The sequence below is a fragment of the Methylomicrobium album BG8 genome, from assembly GCF_000214275.2.
Lineage (GTDB): Bacteria > Pseudomonadota > Gammaproteobacteria > Methylococcales > Methylomonadaceae > Methylomicrobium > Methylomicrobium agile.
In genome coordinates, this window is record NZ_CM001475.1 from 247245 (window position 1) to 266335 (window position 19091).

The 19091-nt window shown below is 59.8% G+C and carries 17 protein-coding genes; 3 read left to right on the plus strand and 14 right to left on the minus strand.

Translation table 11 applies throughout. The features are described from left to right. Window positions 1-10: 10 nt before the first annotated feature. From METAL_RS01220 to rluC, 5 genes are all read right to left on the minus strand, one after another. Window positions 11-688, minus strand: coding sequence for a response regulator transcription factor (locus tag METAL_RS01220; RefSeq protein WP_005368830.1), 678 nt, complete (start codon window positions 686-688; stop codon window positions 11-13). 23 nt (window positions 689-711) lie between these two features. After that, a complete protein-coding gene (locus METAL_RS01225; RefSeq protein WP_031430453.1) occupies window positions 712-963 on the minus strand; it encodes a PepSY domain-containing protein in 252 nt (83 codons plus the stop codon). Between the two features lie 120 nt (window positions 964-1083). After that, on the minus strand, window positions 1084-2058 hold the full coding sequence (gene sppA, locus METAL_RS01230) for a signal peptide peptidase SppA (RefSeq protein WP_005368833.1): 975 nt from the start codon (window positions 2056-2058) through the stop codon (window positions 1084-1086). A 7-nt stretch (window positions 2059-2065) separates the two neighbouring features. Continuing rightward, entirely contained in the window at window positions 2066-2713 is a 648-nt protein-coding gene (locus tag METAL_RS01235; RefSeq protein WP_005368835.1) for an HAD-IA family hydrolase, read from the minus strand. Further along, the gene (gene rluC / locus METAL_RS01240; protein ID WP_005368836.1) at window positions 2697-3659 is read right to left on the minus strand and encodes a 23S rRNA pseudouridine(955/2504/2580) synthase RluC; all 963 of its coding nucleotides are present in this window, start codon (window positions 3657-3659) and stop codon (window positions 2697-2699) included. The genes METAL_RS01235 and rluC overlap by 17 nt, the downstream gene beginning before the upstream one ends. Window positions 3660-4188: 529 nt before the next feature. On the opposite strand from rluC, the gene METAL_RS01245 reads away from it, so the two are divergent. From METAL_RS01245 to METAL_RS19695, 3 genes are all read left to right on the plus strand, one after another. Continuing rightward, window positions 4189-6432, plus strand: coding sequence for an Rne/Rng family ribonuclease (locus METAL_RS01245; RefSeq protein WP_005368838.1), 2244 nt, complete (start codon window positions 4189-4191; stop codon window positions 6430-6432). Window positions 6433-6788: 356 nt separating this feature from the next. Beyond that, window positions 6789-8234: an aldehyde dehydrogenase family protein gene (locus METAL_RS01250; RefSeq protein ID WP_005368840.1), complete on the plus strand. Its 1446-nt coding sequence runs from the start codon at window positions 6789-6791 to the stop codon at window positions 8232-8234. Window positions 8235-8564: 330 nt separating this feature from the next. Continuing rightward, complete coding sequence (locus tag METAL_RS19695) at window positions 8565-11528, plus strand: bifunctional diguanylate cyclase/phosphodiesterase (protein WP_005368842.1); 2964 nt, start codon at window positions 8565-8567, stop codon at window positions 11526-11528. Window positions 11529-11621: 93 nt separating this feature from the next. Here the strand turns inward: METAL_RS19695 and METAL_RS01260 are convergent, their stop codons facing one another. From METAL_RS01260 to METAL_RS01300, 9 genes are all read right to left on the minus strand, one after another. Next, a complete protein-coding gene (locus tag METAL_RS01260; RefSeq protein WP_005368844.1) occupies window positions 11622-12083 on the minus strand; it encodes a nucleoside deaminase in 462 nt (153 codons plus the stop codon). A 24-nt stretch (window positions 12084-12107) separates the two neighbouring features. After that, entirely contained in the window at window positions 12108-13532 is a 1425-nt protein-coding gene (locus tag METAL_RS01265) for an MBL fold metallo-hydrolase (protein WP_005368846.1), read from the minus strand. A gap of 16 nt (window positions 13533-13548) precedes the next feature. Beyond that, entirely contained in the window at window positions 13549-14469 is a 921-nt protein-coding gene (locus tag METAL_RS01270; protein ID WP_040578410.1) for a glycerophosphodiester phosphodiesterase, read from the minus strand. A 14-nt stretch (window positions 14470-14483) separates the two neighbouring features. Next, window positions 14484-14996: a phosphatidylglycerophosphatase A family protein gene (locus METAL_RS01275; protein ID WP_005368849.1), complete on the minus strand. Its 513-nt coding sequence runs from the start codon at window positions 14994-14996 to the stop codon at window positions 14484-14486. Further along, window positions 14980-15915, minus strand: a complete 936-nt coding sequence (gene thiL / locus METAL_RS01280) for a thiamine-phosphate kinase (protein WP_005368851.1) — start codon at window positions 15913-15915, stop codon at window positions 14980-14982. The genes METAL_RS01275 and thiL overlap by 17 nt, the downstream gene beginning before the upstream one ends. 183 nt (window positions 15916-16098) lie before the next feature. Then, complete coding sequence (nusB, locus tag METAL_RS01285) at window positions 16099-16557, minus strand: transcription antitermination factor NusB (RefSeq protein WP_005368854.1); 459 nt, start codon at window positions 16555-16557, stop codon at window positions 16099-16101. Beyond that, a complete protein-coding gene (ribH, locus tag METAL_RS01290) occupies window positions 16557-17030 on the minus strand; it encodes a 6,7-dimethyl-8-ribityllumazine synthase (RefSeq protein WP_005368855.1) in 474 nt (157 codons plus the stop codon). Before ribH ends, nusB begins: the two co-directional genes overlap by 1 nt. A 230-nt stretch (window positions 17031-17260) precedes the next feature. Beyond that, the gene (gene ribBA, locus METAL_RS01295; protein WP_005368857.1) at window positions 17261-18391 is read right to left on the minus strand and encodes a bifunctional 3,4-dihydroxy-2-butanone-4-phosphate synthase/GTP cyclohydrolase II; all 1131 of its coding nucleotides are present in this window, start codon (window positions 18389-18391) and stop codon (window positions 17261-17263) included. A 15-nt stretch (window positions 18392-18406) separates the two neighbouring features. Beyond that, entirely contained in the window at window positions 18407-19060 is a 654-nt protein-coding gene (locus METAL_RS01300; protein ID WP_005368858.1) for a riboflavin synthase, read from the minus strand. Between the last annotated feature and the right edge of the window lie 31 nt (window positions 19061-19091).

Sequence of the window (19091 nt, forward strand, 5' to 3'; positions counted from 1 at the left end):
CACAGGCCCTTCAGGAAGGCTCCAGCGGAATCCGGTAGCCGCGCCCGCGCAGCGTTTCGATCGGCTTGCGGGTACCGTCGGGATCGAGTTTTTTTCTGAGGCGGCCGATAAAGACTTCGATCACATTGCTGTCACGGTCGAAATCTTCGTCGTAGATGTGCTGGGTCAATACCGTTTTCGAAATCAGCTCGCCCTTCCGGAACATCAGATATTCGAGCACCTTGTATTCGTAGGCGGTCAGTTCGAGCTTGACGCCGTCGACGCTGACCTCCTGCGCGACCGTGTCGAGCTCGATATTGCCGTGGGTCAGCACCGGATGCGCCCGGCCGACCGAACGGCGCAGCAGGGCGTTGATTCGCGCCAAGAGCTCTTCGTAGTGGAACGGCTTGACTAAGTAATCGTCCGCCCCGGCTTCGAGTCCTTCGACCTTTTCCTGCCAGCGGCTGCGCGCGGTCAGAATTAGGATCGGCACGGTCACTTTGTCCTTGCGCAGACGCCGGATCAATTCTATTCCGGAAAAATCGGGCAGGCCGAGGTCGATGATCGCGGCATCGACCGGGTATTCCCTGACCATGAACAAGCCGTCCCGGCCGTTATGCGCCTTATCGACCGCAAAACCTTTGTCGGCCAGAAACCGCTGAATCTGCTCGGATAATGTTTGTTCGTCTTCGACTACCAGAATACGCATGAGAACTCCGTTTGCTGCGCCGATCAGCCCACGGGGGCGCCGGTTTCGGCGTCGATCCGGAAATAGCGGACGCGTCCGTCGGGCGTCAGCACCTTGATCACATGCACTTCCCTGCCGTCGATCCTGATCGTCTGCGCGCCCAGGACACGGTGGTTGCCGCTGCCGAGCACCTGGCGGGTCGCCTGATCGAGGCTGATTCTGACGATGAAGTCATCGGCTGCGGCATGGCCGGCCAACGCAGCGCATAATAAAAGCAACACGGATAACTGTCTCATAATGATCCGGACACCGGCATGCGCTCTCGAAGGCGGGAGCCGCGGCATGCCTGCAACTGAAAAACGGTTAGTTTAAAAATCAATATTAACCCAATTGGCTGAATAAGCCATGAACCGCAGTTACTTCAGGTCCCAGTTTTGCAGCAGGCTGCCGATCTCGCGCCCGAACGAAGTGCCCAGCTTGCCGGCCAGCCGGTCCAGCACGCTTCCCTGCTCAGTAAAATCGACCAGCTTTTTCGCGCCGATGACTTCCTTCGCGACCGAATCGTCGCTGCCGTAGGCATCCGCGATGCCGAGCTTGAGGCTTTCCTCGCCGGTCCAGACCAGTCCGGAAAACAGGTCCGGCGAGTCTTTCAGACGGTCGCCGCGGCCGTCTTTGACGGCCTTGATAAATTGCTGGTGCACCTGTTCGAGCAGGTCTTGCATGAACCGGGTTTCGTCTTCCTTGCGCGGCGAGAACGGATCGAGCATCGCCTTATGCGCGCCCGCGGTCAGCACCCGCCGTTCGATGCCGAATTTCTGCATCGTTTCGACGAAGCCGAAGCCGTCCATGATTACCCCGATCGAGCCGACCAGGCTGGCCTGGCTCACGAAAATCTTGTCGCTGGCGGAGGCAATGTAATAGCAGCCCGAGGCGCAGATATCGCCGACCACCGCATAGATCGGAGTTTTCGGATATTCTTTCTTCAGCTTGCGGATTTCTTCATAGACATAATGCGACTGCACCGGACTGCCGCCGGGCGAATTCGCGTGCAGAATCACGCCTTTGGTATGCTCGTCCTTGACCGCCTTGCGCAGGCTTTTGATGATCGAATCGGCGTTCGCCGCCTTGTCTTCCGCGATCATGCCGATCACCTCGACCACCGCGGTATGCTCCTTATCGCCGCCGATGTCCTTTTTTAGCGCCGGCAGCGCGACCACGCCCAGCAGCACGGTCAGATACAGGAGCGTCGCGGACTTGAAGACGATGCCCCAGCGCCGCGCCCTGGCCTGCTCCTCGATCGCGGCCAGCGCGACTTTTTCGAGCACGGATCGTTCCCACCCCGCTTCGCCGGAGGGATTCGCGCCCGCTTTGTCTTGTTGATTTTCCGTCATGGTTACCTCAAATGATATTCAGCAGCTCCGCCGGTTGCCGTAAGCATCGCAGCGGCCGGTATTGTTGCAGGATTTCTTCGGGATGCGCGCCGCAGCAAACGCCGATTGCGGATATCCGGGCATTTTGCGCCATTTGCAAGTCGTGAATCGAATCGCCGATCATCAATGTGCGCTCCGGCACCGCCTCGGCATGGTTCATGATCTCCAGCAGCATCAGGGGATCGGGTTTGGAGGCGGTTTCGTCCGCGGCACGGGTGGTATAAAAGAGCGCTTCGGTTTGGGTCGCCTGCAGCGCTTTTTGCAGCCCGGCGCGCGTCTTGCCGGTCGCGACCGCCAGGCGGTAGCCCGCGCCGTTCAACATTTCCAGCATGTCCCGGACGCCTGCGAACAAATCGCCGGGCCCCAGGGTTCTGGACGCATACTCTTGACTGTAGGCCCGCACCAATTGTTCCCGAAGTTCGGGGCCGGCCTCGGGGAACAGCGCATCCATCGCGCGGACGATGCTCAGGCCGATCACATCCTTGGCGGCTTCGGGCGCCGGGATCGGGCAGCCGAGCCGGCCGGCGGCGGTCTGCAGGCAATGCACGATCCAGCCGATCGAGTCCATCAGCGTGCCGTCCCAGTCGAAGATCAACAAATCAAACCGGTTCTTCATGGTCCAGCAGTTCCTGCAGCTGCGGCGGCAAGGGCGCTTCGAAGCGGATCGGCTTGCCGGTGAGCGGGTGCTCGAAAGCCAGTTCCCGCGCATGCAGGAACATCCGCTTGTAGCCTTTGCGGTGAAAGGCTTTGTTGACCTCCGCCAAGCCGTAACGCTCGTCGCCGACGATCGGATGACCGAGCCAGGCGGCATGCACCCGGATCTGGTGCGTGCGTCCGGTTTTCGGAGTGGCTTCGATCAGGGTCGCGTTTTTGAACAACTTCAGACGCCGGAACACCGTTTCGGCCGCCTTGCCCGCCTGGCTGACGACCACCATCCGCTCGCCGCCCTTGCTGACGTTTTTCAGCAGCGGCGCGTTCACGACCATTTTCTTGCGCGCCCATTGGCCGGCCAAAAGCGCCAGATAGGTTTTGTGTATATGATCGTCGCGGAACAGCTCGTGCAGCCTGCGCAAGGCGCTGCGCTTTTTCGCGACGATCAGGCAGCCGGAGGTGTCCCGGTCGAGCCGGTGCACCAGTTCCAGGAAGGTCGCCTCCGGGCGAAGCCGGCGCAAGCCTTCGATGATTCCGGCGTCGACGCCGCTGCCGCCGTGCACCGGATAGCCGGCCGGCTTGTCGATCACCATGAAGCCTTCGTCTTCATACAGAAGACCGCGTTGCAGCACATCGCGCAAGGCCTGCGGCACGAAGGCGGCCTGTTCGGCTTTTTCGGCGACCCTAACGGGTGGGATTCTGACGATATCGCCGGTCATCAGCCGATAATTGACGTCGACGCGGCCTTTATTGACGCGTACCTCGCCTTTGCGAACGATCCGGTAAATCCGGCTTTTCGGGACGCCTTTGAGGCGGGTCAGCAGAAAATTGTCGAGGCGCTGATCGTTGTTGTCTTCGGTGATTTCGACTAGTTGTACGGTAGGTAGTAAGGGTTCGGAATCTTTATTCATGCGGTAAATGATACCAGCATTACGGCCGGATTAATTGTTTAAATTGATGTCAAGCCATAAGGTTGTTATATTAGACTGGCTATAGTATAAGAACTTCCCTTTTCCCGGCGGCTTTTCCATCCGGAAAACCGCCCCGAACCGTCGTCAAAAAGATCAGCCCAGGGCGTAAGTCATTGATGGCGAAGAATTCCGGGCACATGCCCCCGCGAATAGCAAAAACGATTAAAAAGAACGATTTATAACACCTGTTGAAGACAGAATTTACCGTCAAGACGATAGAAAGACAGCATGGCAAGTGTTTAGCTTGAGACGATTTTAATCCGGCCGGCCTTTTGGGCGCCGAATCTCCGGGCAGGGAGCAAAGCCCCTCGACTCCGTGAACAAGCCCTGCCAAGCCAAGCCAAACACGTTGGAGGCCGCAAACGCCCAGGATTCGATGCGTTTTGCCGAGCCGGACCAGTCAAGGGACAACGATCAGTCTGCAAGAGTAAAGTCTGACCAAGGAGCAGGATACAAACAAGGATACAAAATGAAAAGAATGCTTATCAATGCCACGCAGGCGGAAGAATTGCGGGTCGCTTTGGTAGATGGTCAAAAGCTTTATGATTTTGATATAGAGGTTCCTTCGAAAGAACAGAAAAAGTCGAACATATACAAAGGCATCATTACCCGGGTCGAGCCGAGCCTGGAAGCCGCCTTCGTCAACTACGGCGCCGAAAAACACGGCTTCCTGCCGTTCAAGGAAATCTCCCCCGCCTACCGTCAAAGCGCCGAAGAAGGCGAGAGCGAAGGCGGCGGCCGCAAATCGATCAAGAACCAGTTGAAGGAAGGCCAGGAAATCCTGGTCCAGATCGAGAAAGAAGAACGCGGCAACAAAGGCGCCGCGCTGACCACCTACATCAGCCTGGCCGGCACCTATCTGGTGCTGATGCCGAACAATCCCAAGGCCGGCGGCATTTCCCGCCGCATCGAAGGCGATACCCGCAGCGAACTGCGCGAAGTGATGGCCGCGCTCGAAATTCCGGACAGCATGGGCCTGATCGTACGCACGGCCGGCTGCGGCAAGAACGCCGAGGAACTGCAATGGGACCTGAACTACCTGATGCAGCTCTGGGAGGCGATCGAACGCTCTTCGACCGAGCAGACCGCGCCTTTTCTGGTGTTCCAGGAAAGCAACGTGATCATCCGCGCGCTGCGCGACCATTTGCGCGGCAACATCGACGAAATCCTGATCGACAACGAGGAATCGTTCAACCTGGTCAAAAGCTTCATGAAGCAGGTGATGCCGCATTTCCTGCCCAAGGCCAAGCTCTACCAGGATTCGGTGCCGCTGTTCAGCCGTTACCAGATCGAATCGCAGATCGAACTGGCCTACGGCCGCGAAGTGCCGCTGCCCTCGGGCGGCGCGCTGGTGATCGACCATACCGAGGCGTTGACCTCGATCGACATCAACTCGGCCCGCGCCACCAAAGGCAGCGACATCGAGGAAACCGCGCTGAACACCAACCTCGAAGCCTGCGACGAAATCGCCCGTCAATTGCGGCTGCGCGACTCCGGCGGCCTGTTCGTGATCGACTTCATCGACATGATGTCGAGCAAGAACCAGCGCGCGGTCGAAAACCGGCTGCGCGAGGCGCTCAAGATCGACCGGGCCAGGATCCAGATCGGCCGCATTTCGCGCTTCGGCCTGCTCGAAATGTCCAGGCAGCGGATGCGCCCGTCGCTCGGCGAGTCGACCCAACTGCCCTGTCCGCGCTGCAAGGGCCAGGGCACGATCCGGAACGTCGAATCGGTCGCGCTGTCGGTGCTGCGGATCATCGAAGAAGAAGCGATGAAAAAAGGCACCGAAAAGGTGATTGCGCATCTGCCGATCGACTGCGCGACCTTTTTACTGAACGAGAAACGCAACAACATCGAGCAGATCGAAAACCGGCTGAAGGTCGACATTATCATCCTGCCCAGCAAGCATCTGGAAACGCCCGCCTACGATATCGAGCGGATCAAGGAGAAGGATGCGACGGAGGAAAAAGTCAGCTATCAACAGATCAAGGCCGAGGAGGTTGCGCTGCCGGAATTTGCGCAACAGGCGAGACAGCGCGTCGAAAAGGCCGCGATCCGGGAGTTTCTGCCCGAATCGCCGGCCCCGATGCAGAACCGTAGCGAGGCGGCCAGCCTGATCAAACGCTTCTGGCACAAACTGGTCGGCTTGCCGAAACCCCAGCCGGACGAGACGCCCGCCAAGGAAAAGCCGGCGCCGACGGCGGAGAAAAACAAACCGTCGCGGCACGACAGGAACAAAAAGCGGCCAGGCAAGGAACAGACCGAAAGACAACAGGAGGCGCGCCCGCCGCGTCCTCCGCGCGAGCCGCAGAAGCCGGCCGGACAACAAAAGCCCGAAGCGTCCGAGCCGACCTTGGAGCCTGACGCGCAGGCTTCGGAAACGGCGGCGGTGGTGCCTGACGCCGAGATGCAGATCGTTGAAACCAACGGCAACGGCGAGCAGAAAAAACCGTTCAACGGCAAGCGCCGCGGCCCGCGCCGCCGTTCGAGACATTCCGGGCAAAAAAGGCAGGAGGCGAATGGCGCCGCCGGAGAAGCCGGAGCCGAAACCGCCGGCCATCAAGAGGCTTCCGCATCCAAGAACGATTTTGTTCCCGGCGCCGATCCGCAGCTGGAGGCCGCGCCGAAACCGGAACGCCCGCGCCGCGCCGAGGCTAAATCCGCTCCTGTTACGGTGGAAAATGCGCATTCCGAATCCGGCGCCGATAACTGATTGCCGATGCCAAGACATGACGGGTTTTTCGGCCCGCCATGCGCTTTATCGATCGGCATTCGTTGCCGGCGCTACCGGCTTCGGACATTTTTACGGTCCGGCGAATGCGGCTCGGGTTGCCCCATCGGAAATCTCGATTTATCTCTTCACGAAAATCCATTCGGCGCTTTTATAGCGCCGGCCGGGCGAATGTGGTCTTGCCGGCGCCGTTTTCCGGATAAATTCCCCCGTTTTTCTGTCTGAAGGATTATATCCCTTGGCTTAAACCTGGACGCTAACCGGAGGGTAAGATTCAGCCGGACGGGCGATTTGCTCGCTCCCGATCTGCAAGAGAATTTCCGTGAGACTAGACGCGTATGGCAGATATTCAGCAATCTCCTCATCCGATTTACGTGGCCGGAGAGTTCAAAACCGCCGTCGATACGCTCGCTGTGTTCAGTCCTTATACGCAGCAGTGCGTTTTCCGGACTTTTACCGCCGGCGCAGACGAATATGAAGCGGCCGTTACCGCTGCCTGCGCAGCGCGCCGATCGATGCGCGACTTACCGGTTTACGAGCGCTTCCGAATTTTGGCCGAAACTGCGCAAGGCATTCTTGCCCACCGCGACGAGCTGGCCGTGATCATGGCGCGCGAAGCGGGCAAACCGCTGAAGACCGCGAACACCGAAATCGAACGCGCGGCGCAGACTTTTCAGACCGCCGCCGAAGAAGCCAAGCGCCTGCCGGGCGAAGTGCTCAGCATCGACTGGCACCGTTCCGGCCTGCATAAAGACGCCATCGTCAACTATTTTCCGGTCGGCGCGGTAGCGGCGATCACCCCGTTCAATTTTCCGTTGAATCTGGTCGCGCATAAAATCGCCCCGGCGATCGCGGCCGGCTGCCCGATTGTCGTGAAGCCGGCGTCGAAAACACCGATCACGGCGCTGACGCTGGCCAAGATCATCGACCGTGCCGGTCTGCCGAAAGGCGCCTTATCGGTGTTGCCGATGGACCGCGCGGGCGGCAATCGGCTGGTCACCGATCCGCGTTTCGCTTTGCTCAGCTTCACCGGTTCGGCGGAGAACGGCTGGAAAATGAAACAGCAGGCGGGCAAGAAGAAAGTGCTGCTGGAACTCGGCGGCAACGCGGCGCTGATCGTTTCGCAAGACGCCGATGTGGCGGCCGCCGCCGCGAAAGCGGTCGAGGGCGGCTTTACCTATGCCGGACAGTCATGCATCCATACCCAGCGGATTTATGTCGAAAGGCCGGTTTTCGAGCCGTTCGTCAGCCATTTTCTGGATACGATGGTGAAATGGGTGATCGGCGATCCGGAGAAACCCGATACCGATCTGTCGGTGATGATCTCCGAACGACATGCGATGCGCATCGAATCCTGGGTAAAGGAAGCTGTCGCGGGCGGAGCGACGTTATTGGCGGGAGGAACGCGCCAGGGCTGCCTATACGCGCCGACCGTATTGACCGGCGTCCATCGCGGCATGAAAGTCTACGCGCAGGAAGCGTTCGCGCCGCTCGTGGTGATCGAACCCTTTACCGATTTCAAGGTCGCGGTTAACGCGGTGAATGCCTCGAACTTCGGTTTGCAGGCGGGCCTATTTACCTTCGACAGCCGGCAAATCCGCTATGCTTTTCAGAATCTGGATGTCGGTGGCGTCCTGGTGAACGAAGCGCCGAGCTTCCGTGCCGATCATATGCCTTACGGCGGCGTCAAGGATTCGGGGCTGGGACGGGAAGGGCCGAAATATGCGATGATGGAAATGTTGGAACCCAAGATATTGGTCACTGACCATCGTTCCGGCCTGTAAGCCGGAAGGGGGGGGGAATCCGGCTTGCCGCAGAAATCCGCCCCCTGTGGAGCGTTTGGGTTTCGGACAGGATCCGGGGCATTGCCGTTAATAAGCCAAGTGCGCAGTGATGCCTCCCCGTGTAGCGGAAGATAAAGGCATCGGCCAGTTTCGCCGTATCGGTCCGACCACTTCCGATAGCCGTGGCGGGCGGTCCGAGAGAGCAAGACTTTGCAATACCGAAAATAGGCGGGGCAACTCCGCAAAGTCCTATTCCTGTGCTACCCTTTCCGCGTGAAAACAGAAACTCGACATGCCACTTCCCGAAGCAGATTTTCCATCCCGTCGCTGTTGCCGTGGCTGGTTCTGTGCAGCGTACTGCTGCTGACTTATACGCTGGAGAATGCCGTATCCCGCAATAACCGGGAGAATGTGCGCGAGCATTTCGACTTTCGTTGCAACGAAATCGTGGTCAATATCGAAAACCGGCTGCGGGGCTACGAACAGGTGCTGTTGGGCGCGAAAGCGCTGTTCGTCTCGTCGGTCTCCGTGGAACGCGACGAATTCCGCGAATACGTCGGCAGGCTCATGTTGCAACAGCAGTATCCCGGCATCCAGGGCGTGGGGTTTTCGCAGTTGATCGAGGCGCCCGACAAAAAGGCCCATATCAGGCGCATCCGCAATCAAGGCTTCCCCCACTATACGATCCGTCCGGACGGGGTGCGCGACCTCTATACCTCCATTATTTACCTGGAACCCTTCGACTGGCGCAACCAGCGCGCCTTCGGCTACGACATGTATTCGGAAGCGGTGCGCCGTGCCGCCATGGAGCGTGCGCGCGACGAGAACCGGGCCATCGTTTCCGGCAAGGTGACGCTGGTGCAGGAGACCGAAAACGATATGCAGCCCGGTTTTCTGATGTATCTTCCCGTCTATCGCAACGGCCTGCCGGACGATACGCTGGCGGATCGGCGGAAAAACCTGATCGGCTGGGTCTACGCGCCCTTCCGGATGTTCGACCTGATGCACGGCATATTGGGTCAACACTTCGGCGAGATCGGCAATTCGCTGATCTTTTATATCTATGACGGGGACCAGCCTTTGCAAGCTGCTTTGATGTATAACTCCGGCGCGGAAACCGGGGTTGCTGCCGACGACCGCGAGCCGGTTTTCCGCTCGATCAGAACCTTCGATGTCGGCGGCCGTCTCTGGACAATCGAAGTGCGTTCGCTGCCCGACTTCGAATCCAGACTGAAAAGCCAAAATGCGCAATTCATCCGCATTGCCGGAGGACTCGGCAGTCTACTTGCCTGCCTGACCGTCTGGCTGCTGGTGACGGGACGCGAACGCGCGTTCGCGATGGCCCGGGATATGACCCGCGAATTGAGGGAGAGCGAATCCCATACCCGCCGGCTCAACCGGTCGCTCAAACTGTTGAGCGACTGCAACATGGCGTTGGTGCGCGCCGAAGAAGAGCATCAGCTGCTGTCCGAGATATGCCGGTTGATCGTCATGCAGGGCGGCTATCTATTGGTGTGGGTGGGATTTGCGGAACACGACGAAGCCAAGACCGTTCGCCCGGTAGCGCAAGCCGGTTTCGAAATGGGCTATCTGAACAACATAAACGTCACCTGGGCCGATACCGAACGCGGACGCGGCCCGACCGGTACCGCGATCAGAACCGGCCTGACCGACATCAACCAGAACTACCTGGACAATCCGCGCATGGCTCCCTGGCGCGAAGCGGCGTTGCAGTGCGGCTACCGGTCGAGCATTGCACTGCCCTTGATCGGCAACAAAGGCGTTTTGGGCGCGCTCACCCTCTATTCGCAGGAATCCTTCGCCTTTAGCGCCGAGGAGGTGCAACTGCTGGAAGAGCTGGCCGGCGACCTTGCCTATGGAATCGAGACGTTGCGCACTAGGGCCGAACATCAGCGGGCGGAGGAACAACTGTCCTTCATGGCCTACCACGATCCTCTGACGCAATTGCCCAATCGCCGGCTGCTGCATGCCCGCTTCGATCAGGAGATCGTGCCCGCCGGCCGCAATGCCGCCCAGGTAGCCCTGCTCTATCTCGGACTGGACAATTTCAAGCAAGTCAACGATACGTTGGGCCACAGCCAGGGCGACAGGCTATTGGTTCTCGTCGCGGAAAGGCTGAACCGCTGCGTCCGGGACACCGGCATGCTGGGCCGCAACGGCGGCGATCAGTTCGTCGTGTTGATGGCGAATGTGCGCCGGCCGGATTGCATCGATGCGGTTGCCCGGAGCGTCATCGAGGCTTTTGCCGAGCCCTTCGCGGTCGAGAACAACCTCATCAACGCCACTTTCAGCATCGGCATCAGCGTGTTTCCGAACGACGGCGCCGACTTTGACGCCTTGTTCAAAAAAGCGGATACGGCGATGTTTTACGCGAAGGACAGCGGCCGGAACACCTACTGTTTTTATACCAAACAAATGAACAGCGACGGGATGGAGCAGATGTGGCTGCAAGGCCAGTTAAGCGGCGGGCTGAAAAACCGGGAGCTGCGGCTGCACTATCAGCCGCAGATCGATTTATCCAGGGGATGCATCGCAGGCGTTGAAGCGCTGTTGCGCTGGGAACATCCCGAGCGGGGCATGATTTCGCCCGCCCGGTTCATTCCGCTTGCCGAGCGCAGCGGCTTGATCATCCCTATCGGCGAATGGGTGCTGAACGAAGCGTGCCGCCAGGCCAAGGCATGGTTCGACGAAGGGCATCCTTTGGTCGTGGCGGTCAATCTTTCCGTCTTGCAGTTCAAGCGCGGCAATCTTCTGGAAACCGTCACGCATGCGCTTGAAGACTCGGGTTTGCCGCCCAGTCTGCTCGAACTGGAGCTGACCGAATCCATCCTGCTGCAAGACCAGGAAGCCGCCATAAAAACCATCGCCGAATTGAAGGAGAGGGGAGTCAAGCTGTCGATCGACGATTTCGGCACGGGCTATTCCAGCCTGTCCTACCTGAAACGGCTGGCCGTCGATAAACTCAAGATCGACCAGTCCTTCGTGCGCGATCTGGCGAGCAATCCGGAAGATGCGGCGATCGCCAGGGCGATCATTCTGCTTGGGCATACTTTACAGCTTACCGTCATCGCCGAAGGGGTGGAAACGAAAGCTCAATTGGATTTTCTGAAAAACGAAGGCTGCGACGAAGTGCAAGGGTTTTACTTTAGCCGCCCCGTTCCCGCCGCCGAAGTCGCCGGCTGGTTTGCGCGGGATGTTTCGCCGTTTCCGGGGGATTCGGGCCGTGTTTTGCAGAATGCGCGCTTGGGCGAACCCTGGCGATTGACGGTATAAGGGGGACGATGCCGCGGGTTTCCGGCCCGATCGCCGCGCGTTCAACCGGAAGCGCGCCGTACGGCGGGCAGCGAGGTGCCGTTACGCCGGAATTCAGGCTCCGATATCTTCGTTCCAGAGTGCCGGATGATTCCGGATGAACTGTTTCATCAGGTCGATGCAGCGGGTATTCTGGAGCACGTCGACTTTCACGCCCCGGTTCCGCAGCAACGCTTCTTCGCCCAAAAAAGTGAGATTTTCGCCGACGATGACCTGTGGAATGCGGTAAAGTAAAATCGCGCCGGTGCACATCGCGCAGGGAGACAGCGTCGTGTACAGGACGCTCTGCGTGTACACCGAGGCGGGCAGCCGTCCCGCATTTTCGAGCGCATCCATTTCGCCGTGCAGGATCGCGCTGCCCTGCTGGATCCGGCGGTTGTGGCCCCGGCCGATGATCCTGCCCTGATGGACGAGCACCGAACCGATCGGGATGCCGCCTTCACTCAGGCCGGCTTCCGCCTCGGCAATCGCCGCCAGCATGAACGGATCTGTTGAAGAAGTGGAATTTACAGGCATGGCGGCACCTCAAGCAGTTGGATTTCAGGATGGAATCATTCCTGGCGACTCAAGCCATTTTTCCAGATCGTAACGCTGATGCAGGGCCGGTATCTCCACCTCGGTATTCAGCAGTTTGTTCGCGAAGATCGGAATCACCTCTTTATCGCCGTGCACCAGAAAAGTGACCTTCGGCCGGCCGGCCCGCTTGTGCCAGGCCAGCAGTTCGGCCTGGTCCGCATGCGCGGAGAAGCCGCCGATCGTATGGATCTCGGCATTGACCGGAATCTCTTCGCCGAAGATCCTGACCGACTCGGCGCTGTCCACAATCTGGCGCGCCAGCGTCCCGTACGCGGCGAAACCCACGAAAATGACCGCGTTGTTCCGTCCCCAAAGGTTGTGCTTGAGATGATGCTTGACGCGGCCGCCGGTACACATCCCGGAACCGGCGATGATCACCGCGCCGCCGGCAAAATTGTTGATCGCGATCGAATCGGCGGTTTCCCGGCAGAAACGCAGGCCGGGAAACATGAACGGATCCTGGCCCGAAGCCAGAGTCGCACGGGTTTCCTCGTCGAAACACTCCGGATGGCGCTGATAGATTTGCGTTGCGGAAATGGCCATCGGCGAATCGAGAAACACCGGCAGGTAAGGTGGAAGGCGCCTCTGCTCGATCCCCTCGCGCAGGTAATAGAGCAGCTCCTGCGCGCGTTCGAGCGCGAAGCTGGGAATGATCACATTGCCGCCCCGGCCCAGGGTTTTGCGGATGGCCGCGTAGAATTCTTCCCGTGTCGGTTCCAGCGCTTTATGCAGACGGTCGCCGTAAGTGGTTTCCATCACCACGATATCGGCTGGCGGGGGCGGCGCCGGATCCCGGATAATGGCCCGGCCGCTGTAGCCCAGGTCGCCGGAAAACAGGAGCCTGTGTGGCCGCCCCCCCTGTTCGATATCGAGTACGATCGCGGCGGAACCCAGGATATGCCCGGCGTCGATGAAGGTCGCCTTTATCCCCGGAGCGATCGCAACGGGTTGGTCGTAAGTCGCGGCGCGGCCGAAAAAACCGAAGCAGTTCAATACGTCGACCACATTATAGATCGGCTCGATCGAGGCTTCATGACCGTGCCTGGAAGCTTTCCTGGCCTTATAGTTGGCTTCGTCTTCGAGCAGCTTCGCCGAATCCAGCAATACGATGCGCGCCAGTTCGCAGGTTGCCGCGGTCGCGATGATTTCGCCTTTGAATCCCTGTTTGACCAGCAACGGGATGCGTCCGCAGTGATCCAGGTGGGCGTGCGTCAGCAGCAGGTAATCGATGCCTGCGGGATCGAAGCCGAACGGTTCGGCATTTTCTTCTTCCATTTCGCGGCCGCCCTGGTAGAGCCCGCAATCGATCAGCATTTTCTTGCCGGCGGCTTCCAGCAGATGACAGGAGCCGGTTACATTTTGATCGGCGCCGTGGAATTCGAGTTTCATGAGTCAATCTCCCGGTTTAAGACGTCGGCGCGAACGTTTCGTCGAGAACCTCGCGAACCCGGTTCGGATAATCCGAAATCAGGCCGGTCACGCCCGCCGCGATCAGCTGCCGCATCTGCGCTTTGTCATTGCAGGTCCAGACGTTCACCTGTTTGCCCCGCCTGCGCAGGGCATCGATCGGTTCGCTGTCCAGGCGGCGGATGACGGCATGAAGCCCTAGCGGTTCGGTACCCGGATGAAAGGCATTCGCGCCGATGCGTTCGAGGTAGTCGCCGGGCAAGGCTAGGCGTTCGTTGGTCAGGACCGCGGTCGCTACAGCCGGCGTACGCTGGCGCACCTGCCGCACTTGCTCGTGATCGAACGAAGAAATCAGGACATCGGCCTGCATCGCCAGTGCTTCGATCAGATCGAGCACCGCGTCGGTCAGGCCGGAATACATGCGCGGCAGCATCTTGAGTTCGATGTTGACCTTCAAGCCCAGGTTTCTGGCCAGTTCGAGCGCCTGCCGGAGCGTGGGCACCCTGACCGCGCCGGAGGCGTAATGGGCGAGATCTTCGGGCGGAATGTAGCGGGCGAATTCGTCCGGCGTCAGGCTCTGCAGGAACCCTTGCCGTTTTTCGGGCGCCAGTGCCAGCTCCTGCGTAAACCAGCGGCCCGCATCGAGCTGCCGGATTTCTTCGTAGGCGAAATCGGAGATGAAGTAGCTCGGCTGTCCCGGAAATTGATCCTCGATATCGGTACAGCGGAGCAGATTATCGTCGTGGTGGACGATGAGCTCGCTATCCCGGGAGAGGTGCACGTCCAGCTCGATCATCTCGCAGCCGAAGGTTTGCGCCTTCGCAAACGCCTCCAGGGTGTTTTCGGGCGCAAAAGCGCGCGCGCCGCGATGAGCGATGTTCAGGATACGCGGCCGGGGTTCGGCGCCGTTATCCGCCACGGTCAACGCCCCCCTCAAAGACAGCCCTGCTGCGCCGCCGCCCACAGCAGCGCGCCCGCGAACACCGCCGCCAGCACGTCGTCGAGCATGATGCCGAGGCCGCCCATCATTTTCCGATCGATCCATTTGATCGGCCAGGGTTTGACGATGTCGAAAATCCGGAACAGCACGAAGCCGAGCAGCAAGGCTTTCCAGGAAAAGGGAACCAGCCACATCGTGACCAGGAGGCCGGCGACTTCGTCCCAGACGATTCCGTTGAAGTCATGCTCGCCGAGTTTTGCGGCCGCGATCCCGCAAATCGGGATGCCCGCCAGTATCGCGGCGACGGTCAGCACGCTGTAGACAGGCAGGCCCATTTGCACGAACAGCCAGTACAAAGGAATCGCGGCGGCCGTGCCGAAGGTGCCGGGCGCCTTTCTGGCGAGCCCGGAGCCGAACCCGAAGGCCAGGAACAGCACCGGATCGGTCATGATCTGCTTGGCGGTCAATTGGTTTTGGCCCAGTCCCGTTTTATGAAAAATGTTCATAGCCTTGCGCCTTCAAAAAATATATCGTGTCCGCTTTGTTCAGCCGCAGTCCCGGCTCCGGCCCGATTATACCGATTTTATGACATTCCAAAGGCAATGTTGAAATTTTTTCGGGGCTGACCGTAAAGCACAGTTCGTAATCGTCTCCGGCGGTCAGCGGCAGTCGCCAGTTGCCGGTCGCTTCGATGTAGGCTTGCACTTCCGCCGACAGCGGCAGCGCATCCCAGTCGAGCGTCGCGCCGACGCCGCTTTGCGCGAGGATATGGCCGAGATCGCCGGCAAGGCCGTCCGAAATGTCGATGCAGGCGTTCGCGATGCCGCGCAGCGCCTGGCCTTCGGCGCACCTCGGCTCGGGCTGGTGGAAACGGTTTAAGGCCGCCTCCGGCCGGTCGCAGCGGTAACCCTGGCAGATCTTCAGGCCGAGTCCGGCGTCGCCGAGATGGCCGGTCACGTAGATTGAATCGCCGGGCCTGGCGGTGGAGCGCCTCAAGGCTTGGCCTGCCGGCACCAGGCCCATCGCCTGCACGGTCAGGGTCAACGGTCCCGACGTGGTGTCGCCGCCGATCAGGTCGACCGAGTAGCGGGCGGCCAGGTCCAGGAAGCCTTGCGCGAAATCGGCCAGCCAGGCTTCGTCGACTTTCGGCAGGGTCAGCGCCAGCGTAACGGACAGGGGGCTTGCGCCCATCGCGGCCAGATCGCTGAGATTGACCGCCAGCAGTTTATGCCCCAGCCGTTGCGGATCGGCGCCCGCGAAAAAATGCACGTTTTCGACCATCGTGTCGGCGGTGATCGCGAGCTCGTAGCCTTCGGGAATCGAAAGCAAGGCGCAATCGTCGCCGATGCCGAGACGGGTGCTCGGATTGCCGGCTCGTTGTTCGGTAAAAAAACGCCGTATCAGCGAAAATTCGGAGAGGGGCATGATTTTAGGGCATTCATTCCGGATGGCAAGGGTAGGATGGGTACGACTGCATGGATGCAGGAGCTAGAGCAACGCTGGGAACAGTTGCCGAGAGGCGTCAGCCGAAACCTATCGATCCAAACCCATCTCGACAAATAACCATGCCGTACACCGACTGATGGGTTTCGCTTCGCTCTACCCATCCTACCCCGGTCCCTGGATTTTGGTTCCCGCGCTTTTTTTGCTTTTGACTTCCGCGGCGCGTTTTTTTTGCGCGACTTTGTCGAGAATCCCGTTCACATATTTATGGCTGCCGTCGGCGCCGAAGCACTTGGCCAGATTGATCCCTTCGTTTAGGATGACCCGGTACGGCATGTCCAGGCGGTACTCCAGCTCGTAAACGCCGATCCGCAGGATCGCACGTTCGACCGGATCGATCTTGTCGATCGGCCGGTCGACAAATTCGGCCAGCAGTTGATCGATCGCCTCCAGGTTTTTCGGAACGCCGAACAAGAGCTCGTTGAAATAGCTTTTCTGCGCATCTTTCAGGCGGCCGTCTTCGAGAAACTGGCGCTCGATCTCGCCGAGGTTGTGTCCGCTCATCTGCCATTGATACAAAGCCTGGACAGCGGCTTGGCGGGCATGGGTACGGGCCTGGCTCATCAGTTGTCCAGCCGGTTGAACAGGCTAACCATCTCGATCGCGGACAGGGCCGCTTCGGCGCCTTTGTTGCCGGCCTTCGTGCCGGCGCGTTCGATCGCCTGTTCGATCGTATCGACGGTCAATACCCCGAAGCTGACCGGCACATTGTATTGCAGCGAGACGCCGGCCAGCCCTTTCACGCATTCGCCCGCGACATATTCGAAATGCGGCGTGCCGCCCCGAATGACCGCGCCGATCGCGATGAGCGCATGGTATTTCTGCGAAGCGGCGACGCGCTGCGCGACCAAAGGCAATTCGAACGCGCCGGGTGCCTTGACCAGATGAATGTCCGCCTTGTTCGCGCCGTGGCGAACCAGCGTATCGATCGCGCCGGCCTCCAGTTGCTCGACGATGAAACTGTTGAAACGGGAGGCGATGATGCAAAATTTGCCGCCTTCCGCCGAGAAATTGCCTTCAAACGTGGTAATGCTCATAGAAAATCCGCACAGATAAAGAGAAATGCGCCGGCAGACAGAGGCCGTGCGCGCGTATGCTCGTACGCGAGAATACGCGGGTTCAAAAAGCCCTGCTCGCTCAGGGGAAAGTCGTTGGGCTTTACGCGGGGCTGACGTTTTGGACAGAGAGGTAGCAGCCAATGGCGGATTCGGCGCGCGGAACGCATTGACGAACCCGCCAGGTTTGCGCCGAGCACGCCGAATCCGCCCTACGCGGACGATTCGTCCGACGCGTCCGCGCCGACATGTTCGGACACTTCCAGATCGAAGCCCGACAGGCCGACATATTTTTTCTGGGCGCCCAGCACTTTCAGCTTGTGCACGCCGAGATCGGCCAGTATCCGCGCGCCGGTGCCGGTCATCCGCCAGTCCGGCCCTTCGAATTCGTCTTCGCCGACATGGATGCCGTTATCCTGCAATTGATAGCGGTGGATCAGTTCGACCAGCGACTTGGTATCGTCGCTGCGCCGGATCACCACCAGCACCCCACGGCCCGCTTCGGCGATTTTCTGCATCGCCGCGCGAATCGAGACGCTGCTCGCGTTGCGTTTCGAGGCGAACAGGTCGTCGAGCAGGTTGCGGGCATGCACCCGGACCAGCACCGGTTCGTCGCCGGACACCTGCCCCATCACCAGTGCCAGATGCAGGTTGTTGTCGTTGCGGTCCTGGTACGCGTAAAGCCGGAAATCGCCGAATTCGCTCGGAAGCAGGCATTCGCTGATCCGTTCGAGCGTATTTTCGTGCTGAATCCGGTAGTGGATCAGGTCGGAGATCGTGCCGATCTTCAAATTATGCTCCGCGGCGAAGCGTTCGAGATCGGGACGCCGGGCCATCGTGCCGTCGTCGTTCAGGATCTCGACGATCACCGCGGCCGGCTCGACGCCGGCCAGGCGCGCCAGATCGCAGCCGGCTTCGGTGTGGCCGGCCCGGTTCAGCACGCCGCCCGATTTCGCCATCAGTGGAAAGATGTGGCCGGGTTGGATCAAATCTTCCGGCTTGGCGTCCGGCGCGACCGCGCACTGCACGGTACGGGCCCGGTCGGCGGCCGAAATGCCGGTCGTAACGCCGGTCGCCGCCTCGATCGAGACGGTGAAATTGGTCGAATGCGCGGTTTTGTTCTCGTTGGTCATCAGTGGCAGGCGCAGCTTCTGGCAGCGTTCGCCGGTCAGCGTCAGGCAGATCAGGCCGCGGCCGTAGCGCGCCATGAAATTGATGTCCTCGGGGCGCGTAAATGCGGCCGCCATTACTAGGTCGCCTTCGTTCTCGCGGTCCTCGTTATCCATGATGATGACCATCTTGCCCTGGCGCAAATCTTCGATGATTTCTTCGATCGTGTTCATAGCTTTTGATTTCGGTCAGCCTAAAAATCCGCTGCGCTGCAGAAGGTCGAGCGTGACCTTTTCTTCGGGCTGGGCGCTCTGGCCAAGCATCAGCCGCTCCAGATAGCGGGTCAGCAAGTCCACTTCGAGGTTGACGACGGTGCCGGGAGCCGCAAAGCCCAGCGTGGTTTCCTTCAGCGTGTGCGGCACGATGTTCACGCCGAAAACGCTGCCTTCGACTTCGTTGACGGTCAGGCTGATCCCGTCCAGGCAGACCGAACCTTTCTCGGCGATGTATCTGGCCAGAGGGTCCGGCGCCTTGAATTTGAAGCGCACCGAGCGCGCATCCGGTTTTTTGTCGATCACGGTCGCGAGGCCGTCGACATGGCCGCTGACGATATGGCCGCCGAGACGGGTCGATGGAGTCAGCGCCAGTTCCAGGTTGACCGGCGTGCCGACCGTGGCGCTTTTCAGGCTGGTACGGGACAGGGTTTCGTTCGAAACGTCGGCGGAAAACGAATGCGGCCCCAGCGCGATCGCGGTCAGGCAGACCCCGTTCACCGCGATGCTGTCGCCGAGCGCGGCGTCTTGCAGCGAAAGCTTGCCGGTGTCGATCGTGAGCCTGCAGTCGCCGGCCTGTTGCTCGATCGCGGTGATTTTTCCGACTGCCAGAATGATGCCTGTGAACATGAAGTAAGCGAATATATTTAAAAACTGTAGG

Bases quoted from the DNA above. Each gene is read 5' to 3' on its own strand.
- METAL_RS01235 (WP_005368835.1), bottom strand. From the start codon at position 2,713: ATGAAGAACCGGTTTGATTTGTTGATCTTCGACTGGGACGGCACGCTG.
- METAL_RS01275 (WP_005368849.1), bottom strand. From the start codon at position 14,996: ATGAACATTTTTCATAAAACGGGACTGGGCCAAAACCAATTGACCGCC.
- METAL_RS01225 (WP_031430453.1), bottom strand. From the start codon at position 963: ATGAGACAGTTATCCGTGTTGCTTTTATTATGCGCTGCGTTGGCCGGC.
- METAL_RS01245 (WP_005368838.1), top strand. From the start codon at position 4,189: ATGAAAAGAATGCTTATCAATGCCACGCAGGCGGAAGAATTGCGGGTC.
- rluC (WP_005368836.1), bottom strand. From the start codon at position 3,659: ATGAATAAAGATTCCGAACCCTTACTACCTACCGTACAACTAGTCGAA.
- ribBA (WP_005368857.1), bottom strand. From the start codon at position 18,391: ATGAACACGATCGAAGAAATCATCGAAGATTTGCGCCAGGGCAAGATG.
- ribH (WP_005368855.1), bottom strand. From the start codon at position 17,030: ATGAGCATTACCACGTTTGAAGGCAATTTCTCGGCGGAAGGCGGCAAA.
- sppA (WP_005368833.1), bottom strand. From the start codon at position 2,058: ATGACGGAAAATCAACAAGACAAAGCGGGCGCGAATCCCTCCGGCGAA.
- METAL_RS01265 (WP_005368846.1), bottom strand. From the start codon at position 13,532: ATGAAACTCGAATTCCACGGCGCCGATCAAAATGTAACCGGCTCCTGT.
- nusB (WP_005368854.1), bottom strand. From the start codon at position 16,557: ATGAGCCAGGCCCGTACCCATGCCCGCCAAGCCGCTGTCCAGGCTTTG.
- METAL_RS01220 (WP_005368830.1), bottom strand. From the start codon at position 688: ATGCGTATTCTGGTAGTCGAAGACGAACAAACATTATCCGAGCAGATT.
- METAL_RS01250 (WP_005368840.1), top strand. From the start codon at position 6,789: ATGGCAGATATTCAGCAATCTCCTCATCCGATTTACGTGGCCGGAGAG.
- METAL_RS01300 (WP_005368858.1), bottom strand. From the start codon at position 19,060: ATGTTCACAGGCATCATTCTGGCAGTCGGAAAAATCACCGCGATCGAG.
- thiL (WP_005368851.1), bottom strand. From the start codon at position 15,915: ATGCCCCTCTCCGAATTTTCGCTGATACGGCGTTTTTTTACCGAACAA.
- METAL_RS01260 (WP_005368844.1), bottom strand. From the start codon at position 12,083: ATGCCTGTAAATTCCACTTCTTCAACAGATCCGTTCATGCTGGCGGCG.